Annotated in this window: 23 protein-coding genes and 3 pseudogenes; 15 read left to right on the top strand and 11 right to left on the bottom strand. The window is 61.8% G+C overall.

All coding sequences use genetic code 11. The annotated features are described in order from the left end of the window. Positions 1–94 precede the first annotated feature (94 nt). The 9 genes from NKI70_RS03365 (at position 95) to NKI70_RS03325 (ending at position 11100) form a co-directional block, all read left to right on the top strand. A complete protein-coding gene (locus tag NKI70_RS03365) occupies positions 95–1141 on the top strand; it encodes an NAD(P)-dependent alcohol dehydrogenase (protein ID WP_352724259.1) in 1047 nt (348 codons plus the stop codon). Between the two features lie 347 nt (positions 1142–1488). Next, entirely contained in the window at positions 1489–2400 is a 912-nt protein-coding gene (locus NKI70_RS03360; RefSeq protein WP_352724257.1) for a carbohydrate ABC transporter permease, read from the top strand. Next, complete coding sequence (locus tag NKI70_RS03355; protein ID WP_352724255.1) at positions 2400–3299, top strand: carbohydrate ABC transporter permease; 900 nt, start codon at positions 2400–2402, stop codon at positions 3297–3299. Before NKI70_RS03360 ends, NKI70_RS03355 begins: the two co-directional genes overlap by 1 nt. Positions 3300–3346: 47 nt before the next feature. Then, the gene (locus NKI70_RS03350) at positions 3347–4876 is read left to right on the top strand and encodes an ABC transporter substrate-binding protein (protein WP_352724254.1); all 1530 of its coding nucleotides are present in this window, start codon (positions 3347–3349) and stop codon (positions 4874–4876) included. Between the two features lie 64 nt (positions 4877–4940). After that, complete coding sequence (locus NKI70_RS03345) at positions 4941–6470, top strand: xylulokinase (RefSeq protein ID WP_352724253.1); 1530 nt, start codon at positions 4941–4943, stop codon at positions 6468–6470. Further along, positions 6463–7788, top strand: a complete 1326-nt coding sequence (locus tag NKI70_RS03340) for an iron-containing alcohol dehydrogenase (RefSeq protein ID WP_352724252.1) — start codon at positions 6463–6465, stop codon at positions 7786–7788. The genes NKI70_RS03345 and NKI70_RS03340 overlap by 8 nt, the downstream gene beginning before the upstream one ends. A gap of 77 nt (positions 7789–7865) precedes the next feature. Continuing rightward, a complete protein-coding gene (locus NKI70_RS03335) occupies positions 7866–8948 on the top strand; it encodes an ABC transporter ATP-binding protein (RefSeq protein ID WP_352724251.1) in 1083 nt (360 codons plus the stop codon). Then, entirely contained in the window at positions 8949–10004 is a 1056-nt protein-coding gene (locus NKI70_RS03330; RefSeq protein WP_352724249.1) for a hypothetical protein, read from the top strand. Between the two features lie 181 nt (positions 10005–10185). Beyond that, positions 10186–11100 carry a sugar-binding transcriptional regulator gene (locus NKI70_RS03325; protein WP_352579041.1) on the top strand — a complete coding sequence of 305 codons (915 nt, stop codon included), beginning with the start codon at positions 10186–10188 and terminating at the stop codon, positions 11098–11100. A gap of 52 nt (positions 11101–11152) precedes the next feature. On the opposite strand, the gene NKI70_RS03320 is transcribed toward NKI70_RS03325, so the two are convergent. The 5 genes from NKI70_RS03320 to NKI70_RS03300 all read right to left on the bottom strand — a co-directional run bounded on the left by NKI70_RS03320 (position 11153) and on the right by NKI70_RS03300 (position 16025). Then, positions 11153–11884, bottom strand: a complete 732-nt coding sequence (locus NKI70_RS03320; RefSeq protein WP_023678772.1) for an ATP-binding cassette domain-containing protein — start codon at positions 11882–11884, stop codon at positions 11153–11155. A 2-nt stretch (positions 11885–11886) separates the two neighbouring features. After that, positions 11887–12867, bottom strand: coding sequence for an ABC transporter permease (locus NKI70_RS03315; protein ID WP_352724248.1), 981 nt, complete (start codon positions 12865–12867; stop codon positions 11887–11889). Positions 12868–13062: 195 nt separating this feature from the next. Beyond that, positions 13063–14046, bottom strand: coding sequence for a sugar ABC transporter substrate-binding protein (locus tag NKI70_RS03310; RefSeq protein ID WP_502895713.1), 984 nt, complete (start codon positions 14044–14046; stop codon positions 13063–13065). A 39-nt stretch (positions 14047–14085) separates the two neighbouring features. Continuing rightward, entirely contained in the window at positions 14086–15291 is a 1206-nt protein-coding gene (locus NKI70_RS03305) for a mandelate racemase/muconate lactonizing enzyme family protein (RefSeq protein ID WP_352724246.1), read from the bottom strand. Between the two features lie 14 nt (positions 15292–15305). Beyond that, positions 15306–16025, bottom strand: a complete 720-nt coding sequence (locus tag NKI70_RS03300; protein WP_352484283.1) for a FadR/GntR family transcriptional regulator — start codon at positions 16023–16025, stop codon at positions 15306–15308. A 367-nt stretch (positions 16026–16392) separates the two neighbouring features. Between NKI70_RS03300 and NKI70_RS03295 the strand changes: the two genes are divergently transcribed. After that, positions 16393–17397, top strand: coding sequence for a Tim44 domain-containing protein (locus NKI70_RS03295; protein ID WP_352724313.1), 1005 nt, complete (start codon positions 16393–16395; stop codon positions 17395–17397). Positions 17398–17484: 87 nt separating this feature from the next. Here the strand turns inward: NKI70_RS03295 and NKI70_RS03290 are convergent, their stop codons facing one another. Then, entirely contained in the window at positions 17485–17946 is a 462-nt protein-coding gene (locus tag NKI70_RS03290) for an AI-2E family transporter (protein ID WP_352724244.1), read from the bottom strand. 42 nt (positions 17947–17988) lie between these two features. Here NKI70_RS03290 and NKI70_RS03285 point away from each other — a divergent pair. Further along, positions 17989–18230, top strand: a pseudogene (locus tag NKI70_RS03285) (integrase); the annotation flags it as partial. A 29-nt stretch (positions 18231–18259) separates the two neighbouring features. On the opposite strand, the gene NKI70_RS03280 reads toward NKI70_RS03285, so the two are convergent. Then, on the bottom strand, positions 18260–18778 hold the full coding sequence (locus NKI70_RS03280; RefSeq protein WP_352724242.1) for an RES family NAD+ phosphorylase: 519 nt from the start codon (positions 18776–18778) through the stop codon (positions 18260–18262). Then, a complete protein-coding gene (locus NKI70_RS03275) occupies positions 18775–19164 on the bottom strand; it encodes an antitoxin Xre/MbcA/ParS toxin-binding domain-containing protein (RefSeq protein WP_352682384.1) in 390 nt (129 codons plus the stop codon). The genes NKI70_RS03280 and NKI70_RS03275 overlap by 4 nt, the downstream gene beginning before the upstream one ends. Positions 19165–19310: 146 nt before the next feature. On the opposite strand from NKI70_RS03275, the pseudogene NKI70_RS03270 reads away from it, so the two are divergent. After that, a pseudogene (locus NKI70_RS03270) lies at positions 19311–19532 on the top strand (recombinase family protein); the annotation flags it as partial. Between the two features lie 201 nt (positions 19533–19733). Then, complete coding sequence (locus NKI70_RS03265; protein ID WP_352724312.1) at positions 19734–20408, top strand: protein-L-isoaspartate(D-aspartate) O-methyltransferase; 675 nt, start codon at positions 19734–19736, stop codon at positions 20406–20408. Positions 20409–20638: 230 nt separating this feature from the next. On the opposite strand, the gene NKI70_RS03260 is transcribed toward NKI70_RS03265, so the two are convergent. Beyond that, a complete protein-coding gene (locus NKI70_RS03260; protein WP_352724240.1) occupies positions 20639–20788 on the bottom strand; it encodes a hypothetical protein in 150 nt (49 codons plus the stop codon). A 267-nt stretch (positions 20789–21055) separates the two neighbouring features. On the opposite strand from NKI70_RS03260, the gene NKI70_RS03255 reads away from it, so the two are divergent. Then, positions 21056–21862, top strand: a complete 807-nt coding sequence (locus NKI70_RS03255; RefSeq protein ID WP_352724238.1) for a PA3715 family protein — start codon at positions 21056–21058, stop codon at positions 21860–21862. Positions 21863–21986: 124 nt separating this feature from the next. Continuing rightward, on the top strand, positions 21987–22535 hold the full coding sequence (locus NKI70_RS03250) for a class I SAM-dependent methyltransferase (RefSeq protein WP_352724236.1): 549 nt from the start codon (positions 21987–21989) through the stop codon (positions 22533–22535). 302 nt (positions 22536–22837) lie between these two features. On the opposite strand, the gene NKI70_RS03245 is transcribed toward NKI70_RS03250, so the two are convergent. Beyond that, positions 22838–23071, bottom strand: a complete 234-nt coding sequence (locus NKI70_RS03245; protein ID WP_352724233.1) for a DUF6429 family protein — start codon at positions 23069–23071, stop codon at positions 22838–22840. A 164-nt stretch (positions 23072–23235) separates the two neighbouring features. Then, positions 23236–23435, bottom strand: a pseudogene (locus NKI70_RS03240) (inositol monophosphatase family protein); the annotation flags it as partial. Between the last annotated feature and the right edge of the window lie 144 nt (positions 23436–23579).

The raw sequence follows: 23579 nt of genomic DNA, 5'->3' as shown, positions 1-23579 counted from the left end.
GGTGGTCGCTTTCGCTTGCCGCGAAATGGACGGTGTGTATACCCGTGGAAGGTCACGAAGGCCCCTACAATCAGCTTTAGAGGAGACTACGCCGATGACGAACGTGCGCGCCCTTGTCCTCGAACGCCAACACGAACTCAAGCTGCGTGACATCGATCTGCCACAGACCGTCGGCCCGGGCGAAGTTCGCATCAAGATCGATACCGTGGGCATCTGCGGCTCCGACGTGCACTACTACACGCATGGCCGCATCGGCCCGTTCGTGGTCGAAGCGCCGATGGTCTTGGGCCATGAAGCCGCCGGCACCGTCGTCGAAACGGGGGAAGGCGTCGAGCATCTGAAGGTCGGCGACCGCGTCTGCATGGAGCCGGGTATCCCCGAACCCAATTCGCGGGCGAGCCGGCTCGGCCTCTACAACATCGATCCAGCGGTCAGGTTCTGGGCAACGCCGCCGATCCACGGCGTGCTGACGCCCTATGTCGTCCACCCCGCTAACTACACTTTCAAACTGCCCGACAATGTCAGCTTCGCCGAAGGCGCCATGGTGGAGCCCTTCGCTGTCGGCATGCAGGCGGCTGCCAAAGCAAAGATCGCGCCGGGCGACACGGCGGTGGTGATTGGCGCAGGGCCGATCGGCACGATGGTGGCGATCGCGGCGCTGGCCGGCGGCTGCGCCCGCGCCGTTGTTGCAGATCTCGCCCAACCCAAGCTCGACATCGCCGGCGGCTATCAAGGCGTGATCCCGGTCAACGTCCGCGACAAGAACCTGGCGGCGGAGGTAAAGCGCCTGACCGATGGCTGGGGCGCCGACGTGGTGTTTGAATGCTCGGGCTCGTCCAAGGCATGGGAGACCCTGCTCGATCTGCCGCGGCCCGGCGGCACGGTGGTGGTGGTCGGCCTGCCGGTGGCGCCGATCGCATTCGATGTCGCCACCGCCTCGACCAAGGAAGTTCGCATCGAGACTGTGTTCCGATATGCCCACCAATATGAGCGGGCAATCGCGCTGATGGGGTCGGGCCGGGTCGACCTAAAGCCACTCATTTCGGCGACCTTCCCCTTCGAAGATTCCATCACCGCCTTCGACCGCGCAGTCGAAGCCCGGCCGGCGGACGTAAAGCTTCAGATCCGATTGCCGGATTAAGGCGAGTTCCAAAGCCCCCGGGCTGTCCTCCCGATCTCCTCAATGCGTTGCGTAGCTTCTTGGGCAGCCAAGGCTGGCTGACGGCGGCCCTGAGCGCTTTTGATGCTGGTACACGGCATTTGCCGGCGGCGCTCGCTCCAAAAACAACCCCGTACCCGGCGATCACGGCATCCTCTGGGACTACGACCAAAACCCCTGAGCCTGACGGAACCGACACTTGACAAATCGGCGGCCGTCCGACACGTTCTTAACAAAAGGCACAACAAACTTACAAAAGTTCAAGTTGGCACAATCTGGCCGATAGGGAGAAGGCCGATGCGTCTCTGTGACCGAGCGGAGATTTGCGCGTGAGCACGGTGACCGTGACCCGCGAAACGCCCAGATGGGCCCTGCCCCGGTTCATGACGGCCGAGCATCCTTTCCCCTGGCTCGCGCCGATCACGGTGATGCTTCTCGTTTTCGGCATCTATCCCCTCGCCTATTCGGTTTGGCTGTCGTTTCACAAACGCAATGTCGTCTCCCGGCAGCTCGACTTCGCCGGGCTCCACCAATGGACGCGCGCCTTCTCGGATGCGCGTATGTGGCATTCGCTGGAAACCACGCTGATCTACACCTTCGTCGCGCTTGCGGTTCAGCTTGCGCTCGGCATCCTCATCGCGCTTCTGCTTGACACCGATCGCAAAGGTTACGGCGTGCTGCGGGCGCTGATGACACTGCCGCTGGTGGTGCCGCCGGCGGTGACCGGAATGATGTTCCTGCTGATGCAGGACGGTTCTTTCGGTGTCCTGTCGTTCTACCTCTATGCCCTCGACCTGATCTCGCCGGCACAGCCGATCCTGACGCAGCCCGGAACCGCATTGGCGGCGATCCTGCTGGCAGACATATGGCAGTGGACGCCGTTCATGGTGCTCATCATCCTGGCAGGGCTCAGGGCGCTGCCGAAGGAACCTTTCGAGGCCGCGGCGATCGACGGCGCCAACGGCATCCAGACGTTCTTGCGCCTCACATTGCCGATGCTGCGCAAGGTGATAGCGGTCGCGGTACTGATCCGCGGCGTCGATCTCTTTCGCATCTACGACTACATCTACATCATCACTGCCGGCGGGCCTGGCACGGCCACCGAGACGCTTTCATTCTACGCTGGCCGTATCTACTTCACCGGAGACTTTCCCTATGCCGCGACTCTGTCGCTGATCGTGCTCGTCGTCTTGATCGTCGTGTCGAACCTCTTCGTCAGGCTGTTCAAGGTGAGGTTCTGATGGAGTCGTCCCGCGCCCAAATGATCACCCGTGACGTGCTCGCCGTCCTGGTGGTGGCGATCTTCATGTTCCCGATCGCGTGGTGGGCCCTGTCGTCTATCAAACCCTATTCGGCGATCTTCGATCGCAGCGGACCGGTTTACACCAGTTTCACCCCGACGCCGGACAACTACCGTGTCACGTTGCTTGGCGTTTCGCGCGTCGACATCGGCATGGAACAGGGCGGCGAGGCGGCCGGGGTCATCAAGGGTGGCGCCAGTTCCTACGATTCCCGTCAGTCGTTGCTCGACAGCGCCATCATAGCCGTCGGATCGACGGCGCTGACGCTGCTGCTGGCCACACTGGCCGCCTATTGCCTGTCGCGAATGCAGTTCAGCGGCCAGCAGTCCTTCCTGTTCTGGATTCTCTCGCAACGCTTCATGCCGCCAATCGCGATCGTCATTCCGATCGTTTTCATGTTCCGGGATCTCGGCTTGCGCGATACTTATACGGGGCTCATCCTCGTTCACAGTTTGATTAACCTGCCGCTGGCGGTTTTGCTTTTGAAGTCGTTCTTCGACGATGTTCCGCGCGAGGTCGATGAGGCGGCGCTGATCGACGGCGCGACGCGCTGGCAGACGTTTCGACGCGTCGTCCTTCCCATGGTCAAGGGCGGCATCGCTGCGACGGCTGTGCTGTGTTTCATCTTTTCGTGGACCGAGTTCCTGCTCTCACTGTTCCTGACAACGTCGATCCGCACTGTGCCGGTGAAGATCTCGACCTTTGTCACATCGACCGCGACCGAGTGGGGCTACATCACAGCGCTCGGCACATCCGCGATCATACCCAGCTTCATCTTTATCCTGCTGGTTCAACGGCATCTGGTCCGCGGCCTCACCCTCGGATCGCTGAAGGAGTGAGGCGCAGACGAGAAGAACGACGACAAAAACGCAATGGAGGAACGATCATGAGCTTCAGTGAACACGACAAGAAGACATTCGTCGCCGATACCTGCAATGACTTTACGGCGCGCCGGATAACCAAACGCGACTTCATGAGGAGGATGGCGCTCGCTGGTGTCGGCTTTTCCGCCTTCGGATCAGCCATGCTAGGTGGCGGCCGCACCAGTCGGGGGATGCTGGGCCTCGGGGTTGAGGAAGCCCGCGCCCAGGACGCCGATATGCTGAAGTGGCTGGCCGACGTCGGCAAACCATATGCCGGCACCAAAATCCGCTACACCTCGGAAGCGACGCCGCCAACGATCGTTGCCAACCAGCTTGTCGCGGGTGAATTCACCAAGGCAACCGGCATTGAGGTGGAAGTCGAGATCGTGCCGCTGGAGCAGGTTCTCGCCAAGGCGACGCAAGACGTACAGGGCCAGCTTGGCACCTACGACGTCTACTATCTCGACCAGTCCTGGATGGCGACATTTGCCCAGGATGTCGTCGATCCGCGCGAGTATTATGACCAGAACAAAGAACTGGCGATGCCCAACTTCGACTGGGACGATTTCTCCAAGCCGCTGGTCGACGGCATTGCCATGTACAACGGCAAACAGTGTGGAATTCCATTCGATATTCCGATCTTCATCCTGATGTACCGCAAGGATCTTTTCGACAAACACAACATTGCGCTGCCGACAGACCTCGACGCCTACCTCAAGGCCGTGCAGGCGCTCACAGAGGCAGAAAAAAGCAACGGCATCTTCGGCACCGCGTGCCAGGCGAAGTCCGGCCACTATTCGCTGGAATGCGACTGGACCTTCGCATTGTGGGGCCATGGCGGTTCGATCTTCAACAAGGACAAGAAGTTTGTCGGCAATGACGAACGCGGCGTGGCCGGGCTGCAATTCTATCAGGAGCTGGTCAAGAACTCGCCGCCGTCGGCGACGACGTGGACCTGGGACGGTCAGGGGCAGGCGTTGACACAGGGTCAGGCCGCCATGGCAATCACCTGGGGCGAGGATTTCCCCGGCTTCGACGCCAACGATTCCAAGGTCAAAGGCCTGTTCGAGGCCCTGCCCGCGCCCAAGGAGGTTCCTGGCCGTCGCGCCGCCGCCGATTGCGGCTTCAACGAAATCCCGGCTGTCGGCCACCAGGGCGGCTCGACGATTTCGCTGTCGCAATATTCCAAGAACAAGGAAGCGGCATGGCTGTTCATGCAGTGGGTCTGCTCGAAGGATGTGATGGCGCGGGTGTCGACGCTCGGCGGCGGCGCGTCGCCGATGCGCAATTCCTCTTTTACAGATCCTCGGGTCAAGGCGAAGGCCGTTGTCGGGCCCGGAACGACACGCCATTTCGACGCGATCAAATACACGATCGACAACCAGATGGGATCGGAGCCGGACATGCCGATCTGGGCGGATCTGTCGAACAACGACATTCCGGTTGAGCTCGGCAAATTGCTTACGGGCCAAGACTATGGCGGCGACGCCAAGGCATGCCTGGATGCCATTGCCGGCATTGTCGACGGCAAAGTCAAGGATGCCGGTCTTTAGCGGGTAATCGGTGATTTGGGCGAAGGCGGTTTCACCGCCCTCGCCCGTTGGCAACGTGGCGGCAATGGTTCCTGATCTCGTCATCGGCATTGATTCCTCGACCTCGGCAACCAAGGCGATCGCCTGGGACCGCAATGGTCTGGCCGTGGCTGAAGGTCGTGCACCGCTTGCAATGTCCAACCCGCGTTCGGGCTATTTCGAGCAGGATCCGGCCGAGTGGTGGACCTCGACGGTCACGGCGCTTCGTGGTGTCGCGGCAACAGTTTCGCCGGCACGCATTGCCGCCCTTGCGATTGCCAACCAGCGCGAAAGCTTCGGACTTTTCGACGAGCAGGGCCAAGCGGTCGGGCCGGCGACGCTCTGGCTCGATGAGCGCGCCCGGCGGAAGGCACGCCGCTTCGGCGAGAGCTTCGGCGCGGCACGCGTCCACGCAATATCCGGCAAGCCGCTGGACGTCATTCCTTGCCTTTACCGCATGATCTGGTTCCGCGAGCAAGAGCCCGAGATTTTTGCCCGGGTGGAGCGGATGGCCGAAGTCCACGGCTATCTGGTCTTTCGCTTGAGCGGCCGGTGGGTGACGTCCACCGCATCCGCCGACCCGATGGGCATACTCGATATGCGAGCTATGGACTGGTCGAACGATATACTGGAGGCAGCGGGCGTCGCCCGGCGCATGATGCTGGATCTGGCGCGGCCCGGCACCGTTCTGGGCCAACTGACTTCGGAAGCCGCCATGCTGACGGGCCTGCGGGAGGGCACGCCGATCGTCGCCGGCGGCGGCGACGGTCAATGCGCCGGCACGGGCGCGGGTGTGTTGCAGCCGCGATGCGCTTACATCAACCTCGGGACGGCTGTCGTCTCCGGCAGCTTCGGCATCGACTACGTCCATGATCTGGCCTTCCGCACAGAGACGGCGGTCGCCGATGACGGCTATATCTACGAGACGTGCCTTCGCGCCGGCACTTTTCTCGTCGACTGGATGGCGCGCGAGATGCTTGGCGTCGATCTGCATGGCGCAAATGATGCCCTGGAGACACTCGAGGCCGAAGCCGCTGCCAGCCCGATCGGCGCAGGCGGCATAATGCTCCTGCCCTACTGGCAGGGCGTCATGGACCCACACTGGGATAGTGCGGCACGTGGTGTGATTGCCGGGCTTTCGGGCTCCAGCCGCCGCGGCGACATCTATCGCGCCGTACTGGAAGGCATAGCGCTGCATCAGGCCGCGACAAGTCAGCGGGCGGCTGCGGCTGCCGCCCAGACCATCGACCAGTTCATAGCGATCGGCGGAGGAGCGAAGTCTGACCTGTGGATGCAAATTCTGGCGGATGCACTCGATCGTCCCATAAAGCGTTCGACGACCGTCGAAGCCTCCTCGCTTGGCGCGGCGATGGCGGCGGCAAAGGGCGTGGGCTGGTTTTCCACCATCGCCGAAGCGTCGCTCGCAATGGCCAGCGAGCCGGCCAAAACCTTCGAACCGGACACGAAACGGGCCGCGCTCTACGCCGAACTTCTTGCGATCCATGCCGATCTTTGGCCAACGCTTTCAGCCTGGAACCAGCGCCTCGCGGCCTTCATGGAGGCCGATCATGGCTGAAACGACCAACTGGAACGCGTTGATCGAGGACGTTGTCGCGGGACGCTGGACAGATCCCAAGACCGGCGCGGCCGCGGTCCTGCCGTTCCAGACGATCGAACTGCTGGAGACGACGGAGGGCCGCGAGTCGGATCTCGTTGCGTCCCTGGCGCTAGGCAGCCGCATCGCTGTTGTGTCGGATATCAACACCGTCGATGTGATGGGCAGGCGCGTCGCGAAGGCGCTGCGTGCCATCGCCGACATCGATGAAATCGTGCTGCCTGACGGCCTCGACTGCGATGAGGCAATGATCCAGATGGTCAGGGAGAAGACGCGTCACGCCGACGGGGTCGTGGCCGTCGGGTCGGGCGTCCTCAACGACGGCTGCAAGCATGCAACCTTTCTCGACGAGCGGCCCTATGCCGTCTTCGGCACGGCCGCCTCGATGAATGGCTACGGCGCCTCGACAGCGTCGGTGACCTTGGCCTCCGGGCTCAAGATCTCGCTGCCCTCACACGCGCCCCGGGGCATCTTCCTGGACCTTGGCGTGTCGGCCGCAGCGCCCGCCTGGCTCAGCGCGGCCGGGCTTGGTGACAGCCTCTGCCGCTCCACCGCCCAGATCGACTGGTGGGCTTCGCATCGGCTGTTCGACACTTACTATTCCGAGGTGCCTTATCTGCTTCAGGCGGGCGATGAGGAGCCGATGCTGGCCCATGCGCCTGGCCTTGCCAGGCATGACGTCACCGCTGTCGGGCATCTCCAGCGCGTCCTGACGCTGTGCTCGATGGGCGTGTGCTTTGCCGGCGTTTCCCATCCCGGGTCCATGGGAGAGCACCAGATTTCCCATTGGGTCGACATGTTCGCGGGAGAGCGTCATCCCGGCACCACGCATGGTCAGCAGGTTGGGGTTGCCTCGCTGGTCATGGCGCGGCTGCAAGCGCGGCTGCTGGACATGGAAAAGCCGCCGCAGGCAAGGCCGACCTTCATCGACGAGGCGGCGATGCTGGCCCGTTATGGCGCGCAGCTTGGACCACTTTGCATTGCCGAGATGAAGAAGACGGCACTCGACGCCAGCCAGTCGGAAATCTTCAACCGCAGGCTTGCGGAAATCTGGCCGGCGCTGCGCCAGGAGGTTCGGCCCATGGCAATGCCGGTCGCCCGCATGGAGGCAGCACTCAAGGCTGCGGGAGGGCCGGTCACCGGCGCGGAACTAGGCCTGCCGCGCGCGCTTTGGCACGACGCCATTCGCTATTCGCGGGAAATCCGCGGTCGATGGTCCTTCATCAATCTGGCCGCCGATGCGGGACTCTTGGAAGAGTTTCTGGAGAGCGAATGGTGAGAGCGCATCCGATCGCCAATAGCTCGCATGGCGAAAATGCGATCCAACCGGCAAGGGCAATCGAAGGGTAGCAATTTATGGCGTCTGTCACCATCAGCAACATAAAGAAGGACTATGGCGCCCTCTCGATTATCGATGGACTCGATCTCTCGATCGAGGATGGCCAGTTCGTCGTTCTGTTGGGGCCGTCCGGCTGCGGCAAGTCCACGCTGTTGCGCATGATAGCCGGTCTCGAGCCCATCACGTCCGGTGAGATCGCCATAGGCGACAGGGTCGTCAACACGCTCCACCCCAAAGACCGCAACATCGCGATGGTCTTCCAGAACTACGCGCTTTACGCGCACATGACCGTCTTCGACAACATGGCCTTTTCCATGCAGTTGAAGAAACGCCCAACCGAAGAAATCAAACAGAAGGTCGGATGGGCGGCATCGATCCTCAATCTGACCCCCTATCTGGAACGGTACCCTCGCCAGCTTTCGGGCGGTCAGCGGCAGCGCGTCGCCATGGGCCGCGCCATCGTGCGGGACCCAACTGTGTTCCTGTTCGACGAACCGCTGTCCAATCTCGATGCCAAGCTGCGGGTGCAGATGCGCACCGAAATCAAGGAACTCCACCAGCGGCTGAAGACCACCACAGTCTATGTCACGCATGACCAGATCGAGGCCATGACCATGGCCGATGTCATCGTCATCATGCGCGACGGCCACATCGAGCAGATCGGGCGCCCGCTCGATGTCTACGATCGCCCGGCAAATCTCTTCGTCGCCTCCTTCATCGGCTCGCCCGCAATGAACATGTTCCATGGCGAGGTGGCTGCCGAGCGCGACGTCTGGGTGGTGCGGACCGACGAGCTATCGCTCCCGCTGCCGCCAGGGGCTGCGGTTCGGCCCGGCCAAAAGGTGATCTACGGCATTCGCCCCGAACATCTTCGACCAGTGGCCGACGGGCGCGGCATTCCGGCGAGGATTACGGTTGTCGAGCCGACTGGCCCCGAAATCCACATCTTTGCCAGCATGGGCAACATCGCGATCTGCTCGGTGCTGCATGACCGCATGGAGCTCGCTCCAGGAGCTGTGATCCATCTGGAGCCGGCGCCTGAGCGAATCCACCTGTTCGACCAAGGTAGCGGCGAGCGGCTGGACAAGGGAAGAAGTTGAATGGCGCGGATCCTCATCCTCGGCGCCGGCGTCATGGGCTCTGCCATGACGCTTCCGGCCGCTCACGCTGGTAACCGCATCACTCTTGTCGGGACCCATCTCGATGAGGAGATCGTCGGCTCGGTGGCCAGCACAAGTCATCACCCACGCCTCAACATCACTCTGCCTGATGTGGTAACCGCCTGTTCCTGGACCGAATTCGGGGCGGCGATGAACGATGGACCCGATCTGCTTGTACTCGGCGTCTCGTCGGCCGGCATTCCTTGGGCGATCGACCGCATTGCAGAAAGCATCAAGTCGCCCGTGCCGATACTGATGATTACGAAAGGACTTGCAGCAAGCGACGAAGGCGTGGAAATCCTGCCACATCTGCTTGCCCGCGAGATCGAGCAACGCACTGGCTTGTCTGTCCCGGTCATGGCCGTCGGCGGACCGTGCATTGCCGGCGAACTGGCGGCACAGCGCGACACCTCTGTGATCCTGGCCGGGCACGATCCCGACCAGGTGGCCGCGGCGTCCCGCATTCTGCGCGCGCCTTTCTATCATGCGCGATCGTCATCCGATCTCGTCGGCGTCGAGATCTGCGCTGCGTTCAAGAATTTCTACACACTCGCCGTTGGGGCTCCCGTTGGGCTGCTCGAGCGCGACGGCAAGGCGCCCAATGGCGCGCTCATGCACAACCTAGCCTCATCGCTTTTCTCGCAGTCCCTCGCCGAGATGGCGATTCTGGTCGAAGCTCTGGGTGGAAAGGTCGAAACAGTGCTGGGGCTGGCCGGCTCCGGCGATCTTTATGTGACCTGCCAGGCGGGCCGTAACGGTCGCATGGGGCGCCTGCTCGGCCGCGGCCTGCCTTATTCCGTGGCGAAGCGCGAACATATGAGTTCGGACACGGTCGAGGGCGCGCAACTGGCGCTGGACCTTGGTCCGACTTTGAAGAATATGATGGCCCGGGGTGTACTTCCCCACGATCGCCTGCCGCTGACGACTGCCATCATCGACGCAATTTGCCATGATGCTCCGCTGGTTTTGTCCTTCGACCGCTATCATCGAGGCTAGCGGAGCCGGGAAACTCGATTGATGCCTCATATCGATGAGCACATGGCTCCGCCGAGCCGCTCTGGACCCGCTGCCGCGGAGTGGACAGGATGATCTGATGGAGAAACCAGCACGAAAGAAACGCGACGGCCGCCAAGCCGTCACGAGTTCCGTCACGGCCGATCGCGAGGAAGGGCTGCTCGTGCGCGCCGCCTGGCTTGCTTATGTCGGTGACCTCACCCAGGCGCAAATCGCCAAGTCTCTTGGCCTGACACGCCTTCGCGTCAACCGGATGCTGGCGCATGCCCGTCAGCGGGGGATCGTTCAGATTCGCATCAATTCCAAGGTGGCGAACTGCATCGAGCTGGAGAACCGGCTGCGGGACGCCTATGGCGTTTCCGACCCAATCGTGGTTCCGACACCGCCCGATCCTACCCTGGTGCCACAGGTCATCGCAGCCGCTGCCGGTGAAGCCCTGTCGCATAGAATCCGTGACGGGATATCGGTGGGCGTGGGATGGGGACGGACGCTCCAGCTTAGTCTGCGGTCAGTGACCGTACGCCCCGTCAGAGGGATGTCGGTCGTTTCCCTGCTCGGCGGGCTCACGCGTGGATCGGCGATCAACATCTATGAAATCGCCTCGCGGCTCGCGGCGCTTTTCGATGCGGAATGCTTCTACATCGCGGCACCCGTGTTCACGGATACGGAGGCCACGCGCGATCTGCTTATGCGCCAGTCCATTCTGGAAGACGCCTTCACCCATGCCCGCGACGTTGACGCCGCTTTCGTTTCTGTAGGCGCGGTGCACAAGGACGCCACCATCTTTCGGATCGGACTGGTAGGAGACGATGATCTCAGATCGCTGCGCGAAGCCGGAGCCGTCGGCGATATTTGCGGCCACTGGATCGGCGCCGACGGACAACTCGTCGATCACCCGCTAAACAGCCGTGTCATCGGCCTCGCCCCCGAACATCTGCGCGACGTCGACACTGTGATCCTGCCCTCCGGCGGCCTCGACAAGGTTCCGGTGCTGCGCGCCGTGTTGCGTCTGGGAGTCGTCGATGTGCTGATCACCGACGAGAAAACCGCTGAGGCGATCCTTGCGGAAAAGCCGTAGCGCAGACTGACCTCTACCAGCAGAGCGGCTCGCGAGTGATCGCTTCTTCGCGTCACAGAACCTCGTGGATTTCCTCGATCGAAGTCTCGCCGATCCGCTTGTCGAGAACGATCTCGCCGCGCGCCATCGCCACGACCCGGTCACAGCATTCGAAAACATGATGCATGTTGTGGCTGATGAAGACGCTGGTGATGTTCTGGGCCTTGAGGGCGCGAACGAAGCCGATCACCTTTCGCGTCTCCTTCACCGAGAGATGATTGGTCGGCTCGTCGAGGATCATGACTTTCGACTTGAAGTGCATGGCCCGGGCGATCGCGACGCCTTGGCGCTGCCCGCCCGACAGTTCGCCGACCAGCGCATCGGGCGACCTCAGATGCAGATCGACGTCGGCGATCGCCTTGACGCTTTCGTCACGCATGCGCTTCTGGTCCAGGATGCCGATGCCGAAAACCGAGCCCTTCACCGGCTCGCGTCCGATGAAAACATTGCGGGCGATGGTCATGGTCGGGACCATCGAATTGTACTGGTAGATCGTCTCGATGCCGCGATCCATGGCGTCGCGCGGGTTCGAGAAGCGGACCGGTTCACCGTCGATCCTGATCTCGCCGCCATCGGGCTTTTGGGTGCCTGACAAGATGTTGATCAGCGTCGATTTGCCGGCGCCGTTGTCGCCGACGAGGCCCAGCGCCTCATCGGGGTAGATGTCCAGTGTGACGTTCTTCAAGGCGTGGACGCCGGAATACCATTTCTGGAGTCCCTTGATCGCGATGATGGGTGCCGCCATGATCAGGTCTCCACCTTCATTGCCCTGCCCCGCTTTCGAAGCCAGGCGTTCACGACGACCGCGAAGATAGTCAGGAAGCCGATTGCCATCTTGAACCAGTTGGCGTCAACCTGGCTCAGCACCAGTCCGTTGTCGATGACGCGGATCAGGGCAGCCCCGATGATGCCGCCGAAGATGGTGCCGATGCCGCCAGCCAGCGAGGCGCCGCCGATGACGGCAGCCGACACAGCTTGCAACTCCAGCCCCTCGCCGATTGAAGGCAGCGGCGCGCCGAGCCGCATCACCTGAATGGTGCCGGCAAAGCCGGCGAGCACCGAACAGATCATGAAGCAGGCGACCTTCACCCGGGCCGTCGGGATGCCCATCGATTGCGCGGCGGGCAGAAAGCCGCCGGTGGCGCGCACCCAGTTGCCGAAATTCGTGCGCGACAGAAGCACCGTCACCAGGATTGCCACGGCGAGAAACCAGAAGAACGACATGCGAAAGAGGTCGCCCGGCCCCACATAGATCGTAAACAGCCATTTGGGCAGAGCGTTGGTTGGGATAACAGGAGGGAAGCCACCGGAGATTACCACCGTCAGCGAACGCGCGATGAACAGCATGCCAAGCGTGGTGATGAAGCTTGGTATCGCGAAACGAATCGTTATGAACCCGTTGAAGAAGCCAATCAGGGCGGCGATCGCGAGCCCGGCGGCAAAGGCCGGCGCGAACGGCACGCCTGCCGCCAGCATCACCGCCATGGTCATCGGGGTCAGCGCAAATACCGAGCCTACCGAAAGATCAAACTCGCCGCATATCATCAGCAGGGTCACGCCGATCGCGACCAGCCCCATTTCAGGCAGCAGCCCAAGCATTCCGCGCACGTTCTGTGTGTTCAGAAATACGCCGTTCGAGCGAATCTGAAAGACGAGGAGGAGGAGGAGCAGGAACACGACGGCCGCAAGCTCCGGCTTCTCCAGATAAATCTTCATCAAGCGCTTCATCATTCGCTCCGGCTTGGGATTGTTTGCGCTGGCTTGTCGCATCGGCAAGGGGATGGCGGCAGTCTGTCTTCTACCCCCCTGACAAGGGAGATGCCGTTGGAGGATGGGACGGAGCCGCCGCCCAAGGCCTTGCTCCCTGGCCCTCGCCCTTGCCCTCTCCGCGTAAAGAACGAGGAGAGGACGCCGGCTTCGCGCCTACCGCACGCCTTGTGCGGCCAGTTCCTTGAGCTTTGGCACGTCTTCCTTGACGATGATGCCCTTGCCGGTGTCGATGTCTGCCGGCAGCAGACCGACGTTCTTGGCGAGATAGGCTTCCATCACCGGCATGAAGCCCTGCATGTAGGGCTGCTGGTCGACCTGGACCTGGATGTAACCCGCTTCCATCTGTTGCAGGACTTCCGAGACGATGTCGAAGCCGCCCATCAGCACCTTGCCCGGCTCGATGCCGCGATCGATCAGAACCTGGGCCACGTAGGCATGCCAAAGGCCGGTGTCGAAATACACCGTGGTGTCCGGGTGGGCAGACAGATAGGCGCCAACACGATCGGCGACGACGGCGCCATCTGTGCCGGTGTCGAGCCGTTCAATGACCACTTCGCGTCCGGCATTCGCGGCCTTGTATTCCTCAAGGAACTTCATGACGCCGGCAGCGCGCTGTTCCGACCAGTTCTGACCGGGCGCGGAGACGCCGACGAGCGCCCTGATCTTGCCTTCCTTGGGGAAGAACTCGGACATCTTCTTGCCGAGTTCGTAGCCGGCGGGAATGAAGCCTTGTCCGATGAAAGCCTGGCGGGCATTGCCGGCTGCACCCTCGGTGTCGTCGACGTTGGACGCGATGACCGTGACGCCGGCAGCGCGGGCGTCGGCGATGATCTGGTCGAAGGCATTGTTGTCGACGATCGAGGTGATCAGCGCGTCCGGTTTTGCCGCGAGTGCCGCCTGCATGTTGGCCGATTGTTGCTCGATCGAGCCTTCGGTCTGCGTGAAGACCATCTGGCAATTGGCCTGGATCTTGGCGCAGGCGTCGTCAAACCCCTTCTTCACCGCCTGCCAGAACGGGTTCGACGCCGACGAATGATGCGTGAAGACGATGTTCATCGGCTCCTGTGCGCGTGAGCCGATTGCCGAGCCTCCAGCCAATACTGCTGCCAAGGCTGCCGAGATAAGTAGCTTCTTCATGGTTCTCCTCCTCCGTAGAAAGCTGCTTCAGGTTCATTTTCAGAGAGTAGATGCGTCGCTCACCCGTCGAAGCGCCGTGAAGGCGCGATCGATCTCCGGGTTCAGTTCCATGCCGAGGCCCGGTCCGGGAGGCACGGTGATCATGCCGTTCTTCACCTGCGGCAAAGCGGTCACAAGGTCGCGGTACCAGGTCCTGTAAAAGGCCCTGACACTCTCCTGGACAAGCGCGTTCGGCGCATTCAGCGACAGGTGGGTCGATGCGCCGAGCACCACTGGACCGGTGCAGTCGTGTGGCGCGACCGGCAGATGCCATGCTTCAGCCATGGCAGCGATCTTGCGCGCCTCCGAGAGCCCGCCGCACCAGCTGATATCAAGCATGATGACACCGGCCGCTCCGGTTTCGAGAAGGTCGCGGAAGGCCCACCGGGAACCGAGCGTTTCAGAAGCCGATATCGGCGCCAGCGAAGCCTCGGCATAGCGTTTCAGGCTGGACAGGCTGTCCATCCTGATCGGATCTTCGTGCCAGAAGGTCTTGTAAGGGGCAAGCTCGCGAGCGATCTGCATGGCCGGCAGCAGCTGCCACATTGAATGGAATTCAACCATGATGTCCATCTTGTCGCCGACCGCATTGCGGATTTTCTCGAACGGCGCTAGCGCGGAATTCAAGTCGGGCTGCGATATATACTGGCCGCGCGTTTTCTCGGCGGCCATGTCGAAGGGCCAGATCTTCATGGCCGTGATGCCTTCCTCCAATAACGAATGCGCCAGTTCGTCGGCGCGGTGAAGGAAGCCATTCAGATCATCATAGACGTCGCCGGGCTTATCGAGCCCGTAGTTGGCCGTCGTCTGCCCGGTGGCCTTCTTGATGTATTCGGTTCCGGCACAGGTGTTGTAGGTCCTGATCTCGTGCCTGGTGAAACCGCCGAGGAGTTGTGCGATCGGCTGACCGGTCGCCTTTCCGAACAGATCCCAAAGCGCGATGTCGAAAGCGGAATTGCCCCTGACTTCCGCGCCCGTCGATCGGAAACCGAGATAGCCGACGAGGTCGGCGGCAAGCAGGTCGATCTGCAAGGGGTCGCGCCCGATCACGCACGGCGCGACATATTCGTGCAGATAGGTCTCGACGGTTTCAGCCATGAAGAAGGTCTCGCCGAGTCCGACGAGGCCTTCGTCCGTGTGAACCAGGACCCAGAGAAGGTTCGGCCGCTCCTTGAGCCGCAGCGTTTCCAGTTTCGTGATCTTCATTGCGCCCCTGCTCCTCAGGCGATGCCGGCCGCCAGCAGGGCCTTGACGCTCTCGTCAAAATGCCTCGCCATCAGGTCACGCGCCGACTGGGGATCACCGGTCTCGATTGCTTCGGCGAGGTCGATATGGATCTGGATCATCTCCAACTGCTCGGCATCGGAAGGGCGGCTGCGCCAGCCGATCGGCCAGGTCTGGCGCGATACGCGCTCGAACGCGCCGACGATGAGGCTGAAAACCGGATTCTTTGCAGCCTTGGCGATTTCGAGGTGAAAGGCGAGATCGTGCTCCATGACCTGTTCCGGCCGCTGGAAATTCTCGCGCATGGCGAGCGCGTGCGTCCTGATCCTTTCCACTTCGTCGGCTGTTCTGCGCAAGGCCGCCAGCATGGCGGTGCGGGTCTCAATCGTGCGGCGCACGTCGTAGATTTGCTGCACCGTGATCTGCTCGGTGTGGACGCCATGCTCGATCACCAGTGACATGGCGCCATAATCCAGCTCGGCGACGGTAGCCCGTCTGCCCGCCCTCAGGTCGATAAGCCGCATGGCGGCGAGCGAGCTGAAGGCCTCGCGAACCACGGTACGCGAGACGCTCAATTGTCTCGAAAGCGCGGCCTCGCTGGGCAGCCGGTCGCCGGGCCCGAGCTCATGGGCGCGGATATGGCGCGTGATCTCGCCGATCGTATTGCTGACCAGGCTCGCTGCGTCGGAATGTTTTGCGGATACGGCCGTGCTCACGCAATTTCCAGTTCAGGAGTGGGCAAACCTGTATGGCAGGTTTTCCAGATATGTTGATAGTGCATAGGAAAGCTGTATGTCAATCGAGTCTTCGCCGGGAGACCCTCGGCATCATCGCCGGGGAGATCGATGACCAGAGGCTTGCATGACCGATGCTGTTGACGCGACCGATGCCGGTCGGCCGGGTGCGGGAGCCTGCGTGATCGAACAGCGATCATCGCGCTTGGGTAGGGCAGACATTCTCGTCGTGAACACCGGCGGGCGGCCGACCATGCCGCCCGAAAATATCTCGGCGGACGATTCACTGATATCTCGATCGACGCACCCCATATGAGCGGAAAGAGTGTCACTTGAGGACTTGCCTATGCTGATTTCGCGTTGGGGACGGTTTGCAGTTTTGTTTGCGGGGTTGTTCCTGGCATTTTCCATGGTCGCTGTGGATCACGCCGATGCGCGCCGTGGCGGCAGCTTCGGCAGTCGCGGCATGCGCACTTTCCAGCCGGTCCCGCCGACCAGAGTTGCGCCGCAACCCGCCGCACCGGTCGAGCGCTCGATGACGCCCAATGCGGCAACGAACAATGCGGCCCGTCAGCCGCAGGCATTCCAGCGCCCGGGCTTCTTCAACGGCCTCGGCGGATCGATGATGCGTGGGCTGCTTCTCGGCGGTTTGATCGGCGTTCTACTGGGCCATGGGTTCGGCGGCTTGGCCGGCATGTTGGGTCTTTTGCTTCAAGTGCTGCTGATCGGCGGCGCGATCATGCTGGCGATCCGCTTTTTCCGCTCGCAGGCGGCGCAAAGCCCAGCGCCCGCTATGGCGGGTGTCTCGCGCGGTACAGCGAGCTTTGGGCGCAACGCAGCAGCCCGGCCCGAGCCAAGCAACGCCACAGCGTTCCCCATTCGGGCTATTGGGTCAGGATATGGCGGAACGAGCCAAGGCAATCCTTCCCAAGCCAGTGCTTCCGATGAGATCACACTCACCCAAACCGATCTCGACACGTTCCAACAGCGGCTGACGGAAGTTCAGGAAGCATTCGGGCGCGAGGACCACGCCGCCTTGCGCCGGTTGGCGACGCCAGAAATGGTCTCCTATCTGTCCGAGGAACTTGCCGATAACGCCAAAAAGGGCCTCAGGAACGAGGTATCGGATGTGGGCCTGCTGGAGGCCGATGTTGCGGAAAGTTGGCGGGAGGGTGATCGCGACTACGCGACGGCTGCTTTGCGCTATGAATCTCGCGACGTGACCCGCGATCGCATCAGCGGCAAGATCGTTGAGGGCCAGGCCGATCGGCCGACGGAGACAACCGAACTGTGGACCTTCATGCGCCAGGACGGCGGTGACTGGAAGCTTGCCGCAATACAACAGCCTGGCTGATGTGCTTGCCTTCATTGAGATGTCTGCGCAGAGGTTGTTCAGGTTTCGCGCCCCACTCGAAGGCCAGCGCCCTTTTCGCGCGCTTGATCAATCCGTCACGGACTGATGCGGTAGCTCACCAGGGCGCGCCGGCGTCGCCTTGGGCCGGTCGGTCAATCGAGTCTTTAGCACATCGATGAGGCTGATTGTGATGGCGATCACCGCAGGTCCGAGGACAAGGCCGGACGCTCCGAACAAGACGATGCCGCCGACCGCGCCGATAAAGGCCACCACCGTGTGGAGGCGCAACCGGTTCCCGACAAGCATCGGATAGAGCAGATTGTCGATGCCGCCGACGATGACGCCGCCCCAGACGGTCAATATCGCCGCGCTGGCCCAAGCTCCCTGCAGTGCGAGATAGACCGCTGCGGGCACCCAGATCACAAATGCCCCGAGCACGGGCACGATGGCAAGAAGTCCCATGACAAGGCCCCAAAAGATTGGCGTCGGCAGGCCGAGCCACCAGAACATCAGGCCAGCCAATGTTCCCTGGACGGCGGCGACGAACACGGTGCCGAGTAGTGTTGCATGGACGGTCTCGCCGGCACCACTGAAGGCGCCGTGTTTCGCGGCCTCGACCGCTGGGGCAATCTCGAAGCGCGCGCCCTGACGCCGCAGGCCGTCAATCTGATCCTGAAGCGGCGCATCGCCGAGGCCGGGCTCGATCCGCAAGCCTTCTCCGCCCACAGCCTGCGCTCCGGCTATCTCACCGAAACCGCACGCCGCAGCAGGCCTCGAACTACTACAATGACGCGGAACGCACGCTCGGGCGGGCGGCGCGGATAATCGTCTGAGTCGCAATTCGATCCGACCCCTTGCGGCGTCAGCTCCAGGACAATTGGTTCCGAGGCAGCCGGCGTCCCGGATCGATCACCTTGACCTGGTGCGGGAGCACCTCGCCCCAACTCCATAGCACGAGGTTCTGATCGGATGTGCCGGCACCTGGCGCGAAGCTGGGCACGAGAATGCCGAACTTGCCTTCAGCAACGAAGCGGTCATGGATGCTCCATGACGGCGGCCGTTTGCCATCGGCGAGAAAATCCATCCAGGCACAAGCCATATCTTCGAACCGGATCCCGGCGTCGGCCTGGCCTTGCGCCGTCCTCAGATCGACAATGTCATCGCAATCGATCTCGTATGAGCAGAGCACGCAGGGATCAATGCGATGTGCAAAACCCTGATTGGCCTCCTTCACGGCCGTCATGATGTCGAGCGCCAGATAAAGCGTAGGCACACCTTTCGGGTTGAACCTGGCACCCCGAATAGCCGCTCCGTCGCCTGAGATAGGCTGGAAGGACCACCGCGGATCATGGGCGCGGTAGCAAATTCCGGCAAACCTCAAGCAAAGCCACCAACGGCGACATGATCCAGATAGTCGCGAACCGCGCTGGCCTTGCCTTCCTTAACCAGAGCTTCCGCCGTTCGCCCGCCGAATGCCGGTATCGGCTGGGCCCGGTACCAGGCCATCGCCTGCTCCTTGCCTCCAGCCCAGTCGATCACTCTGCTGATGATCTCAAGCATTTCACGAAGGCGACCTTGCGTCTTTGCAGCACGGCTACGCTCAGCCCTATAGAGGGTTTCCCGCGCAAGACCCGCCGTTTCGGCAAGCTGACCTTTGGACATACCGAATCCATCCGCAACCTGGGCGACAGCGATCTTCCCAGCCCGATCCATATAGGACAGCACCAACGGTTCGTTCTGAACTGGAACCTTCAACGCTTGGATCATCCCTGTCCCCCTTGCCATATCCAGAAACACATTTTTTGTGCATAAGATATGGCATTAGCGACGGATTACAAGCCTCGGTTGGCTGATGAGACGTCGTTGAGGCCTCACCAGACGCATTCACACGTTCGTGTTCTGGCACATTCCTTGTGTGTACAAAAACCCCCAAAAAACGGCCCCGAAACCGGCCAAATGCACGCACAACGTCCAGTTCTCCCGATCGGCCGCCCATTGGCGATGCCCGCGTCTCGACCGAGGATCGGGCGACCGACGCCCAAGTCGACGAGGTCAAGGCGGCTGGCTGCCGCCTCGTCCACCAGGAGCACGGCTCCGGCGCCTCGCCCTCCCGGCCGGTGCTGGCGAAGCTGATGCGCGAGATAGCCGCATGTGGGACACACCGCTATGGCGATATAGCGCCCAGAATCTCCACGGTCGCCGCCGGCGATAGCCTGCCAAGACGGTCACCCACGCTTGCCCTGGGCACCCGTAATGGAAACGATGGCGGGCGCTACCGTGACGAACAGGATATAATGCTCACCGGCAGCAAGCTGGTTGAGGAAAGCCCCACCGTCATGAAGCCAATGAACGAAGAGCACCTCGCGGTCCTACGCAGGCACATGGTCGAGATGATTGCAATCCATACCGACCTTGCAAGCGAAGAACTCGGCAAGGCGGCGCTCGATGAGCGGGTGATGGCAGCGATGCGGCGAGTGCCGCGGCATCTCTTCGTGCCAGCCTCGGTTGCACCTTATGCCTACCAGGACATGCCGCTGCCGATCGGCTTCGATAAAACCGTCTCGCAGCCATTCATCGTCGCTCTCATGACCGATCTCCTTGCTCCCCAACCGCACGAGGCGGTGCTCGAGATCGGCACTGGCCTGGGCTATCAAACCGCAATCCTCGCGGAACTCGCCGGGCAGGTTTGGGGCGTAGAAATCATCGAGGAATTCGTAAGCCGTGCGGAGGCTCTCCTGCAGGAGCTAGGCTTATCCAATGTCGGCATTCGTGTCGGAGACGGGTCTCGCGGCTGGCCCGAGCACGCCCCATTCGACAAGATCCTGGTCACGGCGGCGGCTGAGCAGACACCGCCGGCTTTTCTGAAGCAACTCAAGCCGGGGGGACGGCTGGTTCTGCCTTTGGGATCTAAAGAAGCACAGTTTCTGACTGTCATCGACAAGGATGCGGCAGGGCAGCTCAAGACCCGGAAACTCATCCCGGTTCGGTTCAGCCGGCTCGAAACCGTCTAGTGAGGTGCGACAACTGGCGCGACCGCGCTTTTCCGACCGTCAATCAGATGCCAGCCTTCCGCGTTTCTTCGCCCTTGCAATCTCGACCGTGGCTTCGGCGCCGATCTGGGGCTCTAGCGCACTCGGTTGACTTCACCGGAACTCAGGCTCGAGTCGGGCGACAGGATTCGATCGGGCAGCGAGAGCGTTCCCGTGCCGGATAACCCGAAACGTTCAGGCTGACCGCGGGATCATCGGTCGGGAAGTCTAGGTTCAGCGCAACCGGACCGACACCCACGGGAAATGTTGAAATTTCGGTTTTCGAGCGCCTCGGCCTTACCGGTGATATGAATGCCGCCCTCCAGCGCGTTCTGCTTCTGCTCGGCCTCGAGCGAGGCCATGATCTGTTCACCTTGCGCGCCTCGCCGCTCTTGACCCGAAATACCACGATGCTCTGGGCTTGGGGTCCCAGTTGTCGTTCGTGGCATAGGCCAGCATATCCACCTCTTCCTGCGTAGGGACGCCCTTCCGAACATCCATCTGCAAATGGGGCAGGTGCTTGCCTTGGATCGGCACTGTGCGCCGCCACCAATCTCGCGTAGAAAGCCACTGGCCTAACCCGGCCCTGCGAGGCGAGAAACTCCATGCGAATAGTGTTGCCTGTCCTGTTGCTCGGCCTGGCCTCCGCCGGCCTGTCGCCCGCCCGAGCCGCGTCGGGCGATTGCGGCGATGCCGCCGCGCTGGTGCAGCAGGCCTATCCCAAGGCCCGAAAGAGCGCCGACGGCACCTCGTTCACGCTTGAACCTCATACCAGCATCACCTCAACGCTCCCGGAGAGCGAAGCGCCATTTGGCCTGGTCTGCAAGATTTGGCCCGCCCATGTCGACCTGCTGCTGGTCGCAGTGCCGCTGATTGACAGGGCTAACGGCGACCACCTGCATGTCGGCGATATCGAGCTTCTGGTCGTCGACAGGAATACGCTGCGTGTGCGCCAGCGCCTGCTCCAGCCCGGTCTGATGACGGATGACGCGATTGTCATAGAGAAGGTGGAATTCGACACCGGCCGTTACGCACTGGCCCCCAATGTCAGCGCATTCGGCCTGCGCATCGAAATGGCGCATCATTCGCTGACCGCTCCCTTCACTGAAACCGACCTGCGGCTATACGCTCTCACCGGCGATACGCTACGCGTGGTGCTCGACGGCCTCGTGGTGGCCGGCTCTGGCGCCGATAGCGATGGTAGTTGCGCCGGATACTTTCATTCCAGCCAGGTCAGCCTGGCGATGAGCCCGGCGCGCCACCACGGCTATCGTGACATCATTGCGGCCGAGCGGTCGAATACCGATAATCCTTCCCCCGATCAGAATGGCGAATGCCAGTCCCATCCTGGCAAGCCTGTGAAGCGGACCTACCGGATGCGCTATGATGGCAGCCGCTATCCGGTTCCGGCGGCACTCAGGGTGATGGGATTGTGACGCCGCCGCACACGTCCCTGCCTTGGTTCGTCAATGTCATCAATTCCAGTTGAACGGGTATCGACCGTTAATTCTCTCGTGCTAGGAGGCGCTCAAGGGGGCTCTTCTCAAAGGAGCTGATGATTTGTGGTGGTCAAGATTCAAAAGGGGTTTTGCCGGAACGTGGGACGACAGACTTGACGGGCTATTCTCCGCAAAGGTCGACTACACCGGAAAATCCATTCTCGATGTTGGCTGCAATATGGGTGTTGTCGCCTATGAGATATCCAAGCTGAAACCCAGTTCGATCCATGGGATCGACATTGCCAAGCCGCATATCGAGACTGCAAAGATGTTGTTGAGCGGCTCTCCGGTACATGCCAAGTTCGATCGCCTGAATCTTGGCAGCCGGCGCCTCGGCAATATCCTCCTACCCAAATACGACATCGTCCTGCTGCTGGCCGTCTATCAGCACATGCAGCGCAACATCGGCCCGGGCAAGGCGCGAAGGGTGCTTTCCAATATTGTGAGGCGCACCTCGAACGTTGTTGCCCGCGTTCCGCCTGGAACGGATGGCGAATTCATCGAAACGCTCTCTGACGAGGGTTTCCAGGTCAAGAGCACTCACACATCGCCTCTTGGCAGTCATGTGCTGGTGCTTGAGAAACCTGCCTTCGGAAATCCGCAGCCATAGAGATTTCGCATCGCCAGTGGCAATCTGCCCCACTAACATCCCATGTGTCAGCAGCGGCGCCGACCCGCTGCTGGCTGCAACTCGGCCCGGAGCGCCCATTCGCCGGGAGAAGCATCTCGCGGCTGCGGTGTTTTCTGCCACTGCCTTAACAGAATGGATGCGCCCGTTGGCGCAGGTGACGAAGACGAATTTGTCCGCCACGGCGAGAGCACTGGCCGTCCCGCCTGCGGTCAGGCGCCGCGCGTTATCGAAATTCAGCCATGTGCGCTTTCAGCTCGTAGTCGCCCGTCCGGCGCTCTGGCTCAGGGCGCCGGGCGAGTGAACACGGCTCGGAATTGCTCCTCCGCACGCCGCAGTCCTTCATCTGTCAGAACCACTGACTTCGCCTTGTTTGCCGGATTCGCGATCAGCCCCTTCTCGTGCAAGCGATCCAGAGCATTCCAATCCAACCCCTTCCAGGCGCGCCTCTCTTCATGCAGCGTCAGCCAAAGCAGGCCCAGAACGGCTTCGTCGGTCTTGTCGGTGTCGATCTCCACGCAAGCAGTTTAACACGCGAAAGCGCCGCTGCCGCGATCCACACCGTAGGGTTATTCCTCGCGCAACGGTTCGCCTGAAAATAAATGCTTCACCTAGGCGTCGCATGCGCGACGGCGTCATTTGGGGGGACGAGCCGGGACGGGATCGGAGTTCATCATGATGCCTACGCGACCGTAGCAGCGTTGCCGCTGGCAATGAAATGCGGATTGGCGAAATCCTCGTCGTCGCTCTGGTTGCGCTGCAGGCGAGCGGCTGACCGTCCAGCGTACGCGTCATGCCGCCGGCAGCGCGCAGTACCACGTCACCCGCCGCAGGGTCCCATTCCATAGTGCGGCCGAAGCGCGGATACGTTTTGCGGGACGCTTTCTTTTCCGACCCGCTCTCCGACCGCAGAAGTCTCAACCTTGCCAGAGGTGAATTTTTGACCCCTGAGCGGTTATCGCGGAGCGCATTCCGGGCCACAACCGACGTTGCGACATCCCTTTCACTGATTCACTGTCCGTCCAG

Origin of the sequence: Mesorhizobium sp. M0500, from assembly GCF_040321165.1 — a bacterium.
Classification (GTDB): domain Bacteria; phylum Pseudomonadota; class Alphaproteobacteria; order Rhizobiales; family Rhizobiaceae; genus Mesorhizobium.
Note: the sequence above shows the minus strand (reverse complement) of the source record. Positions and strands in the feature narration are given on the sequence as shown.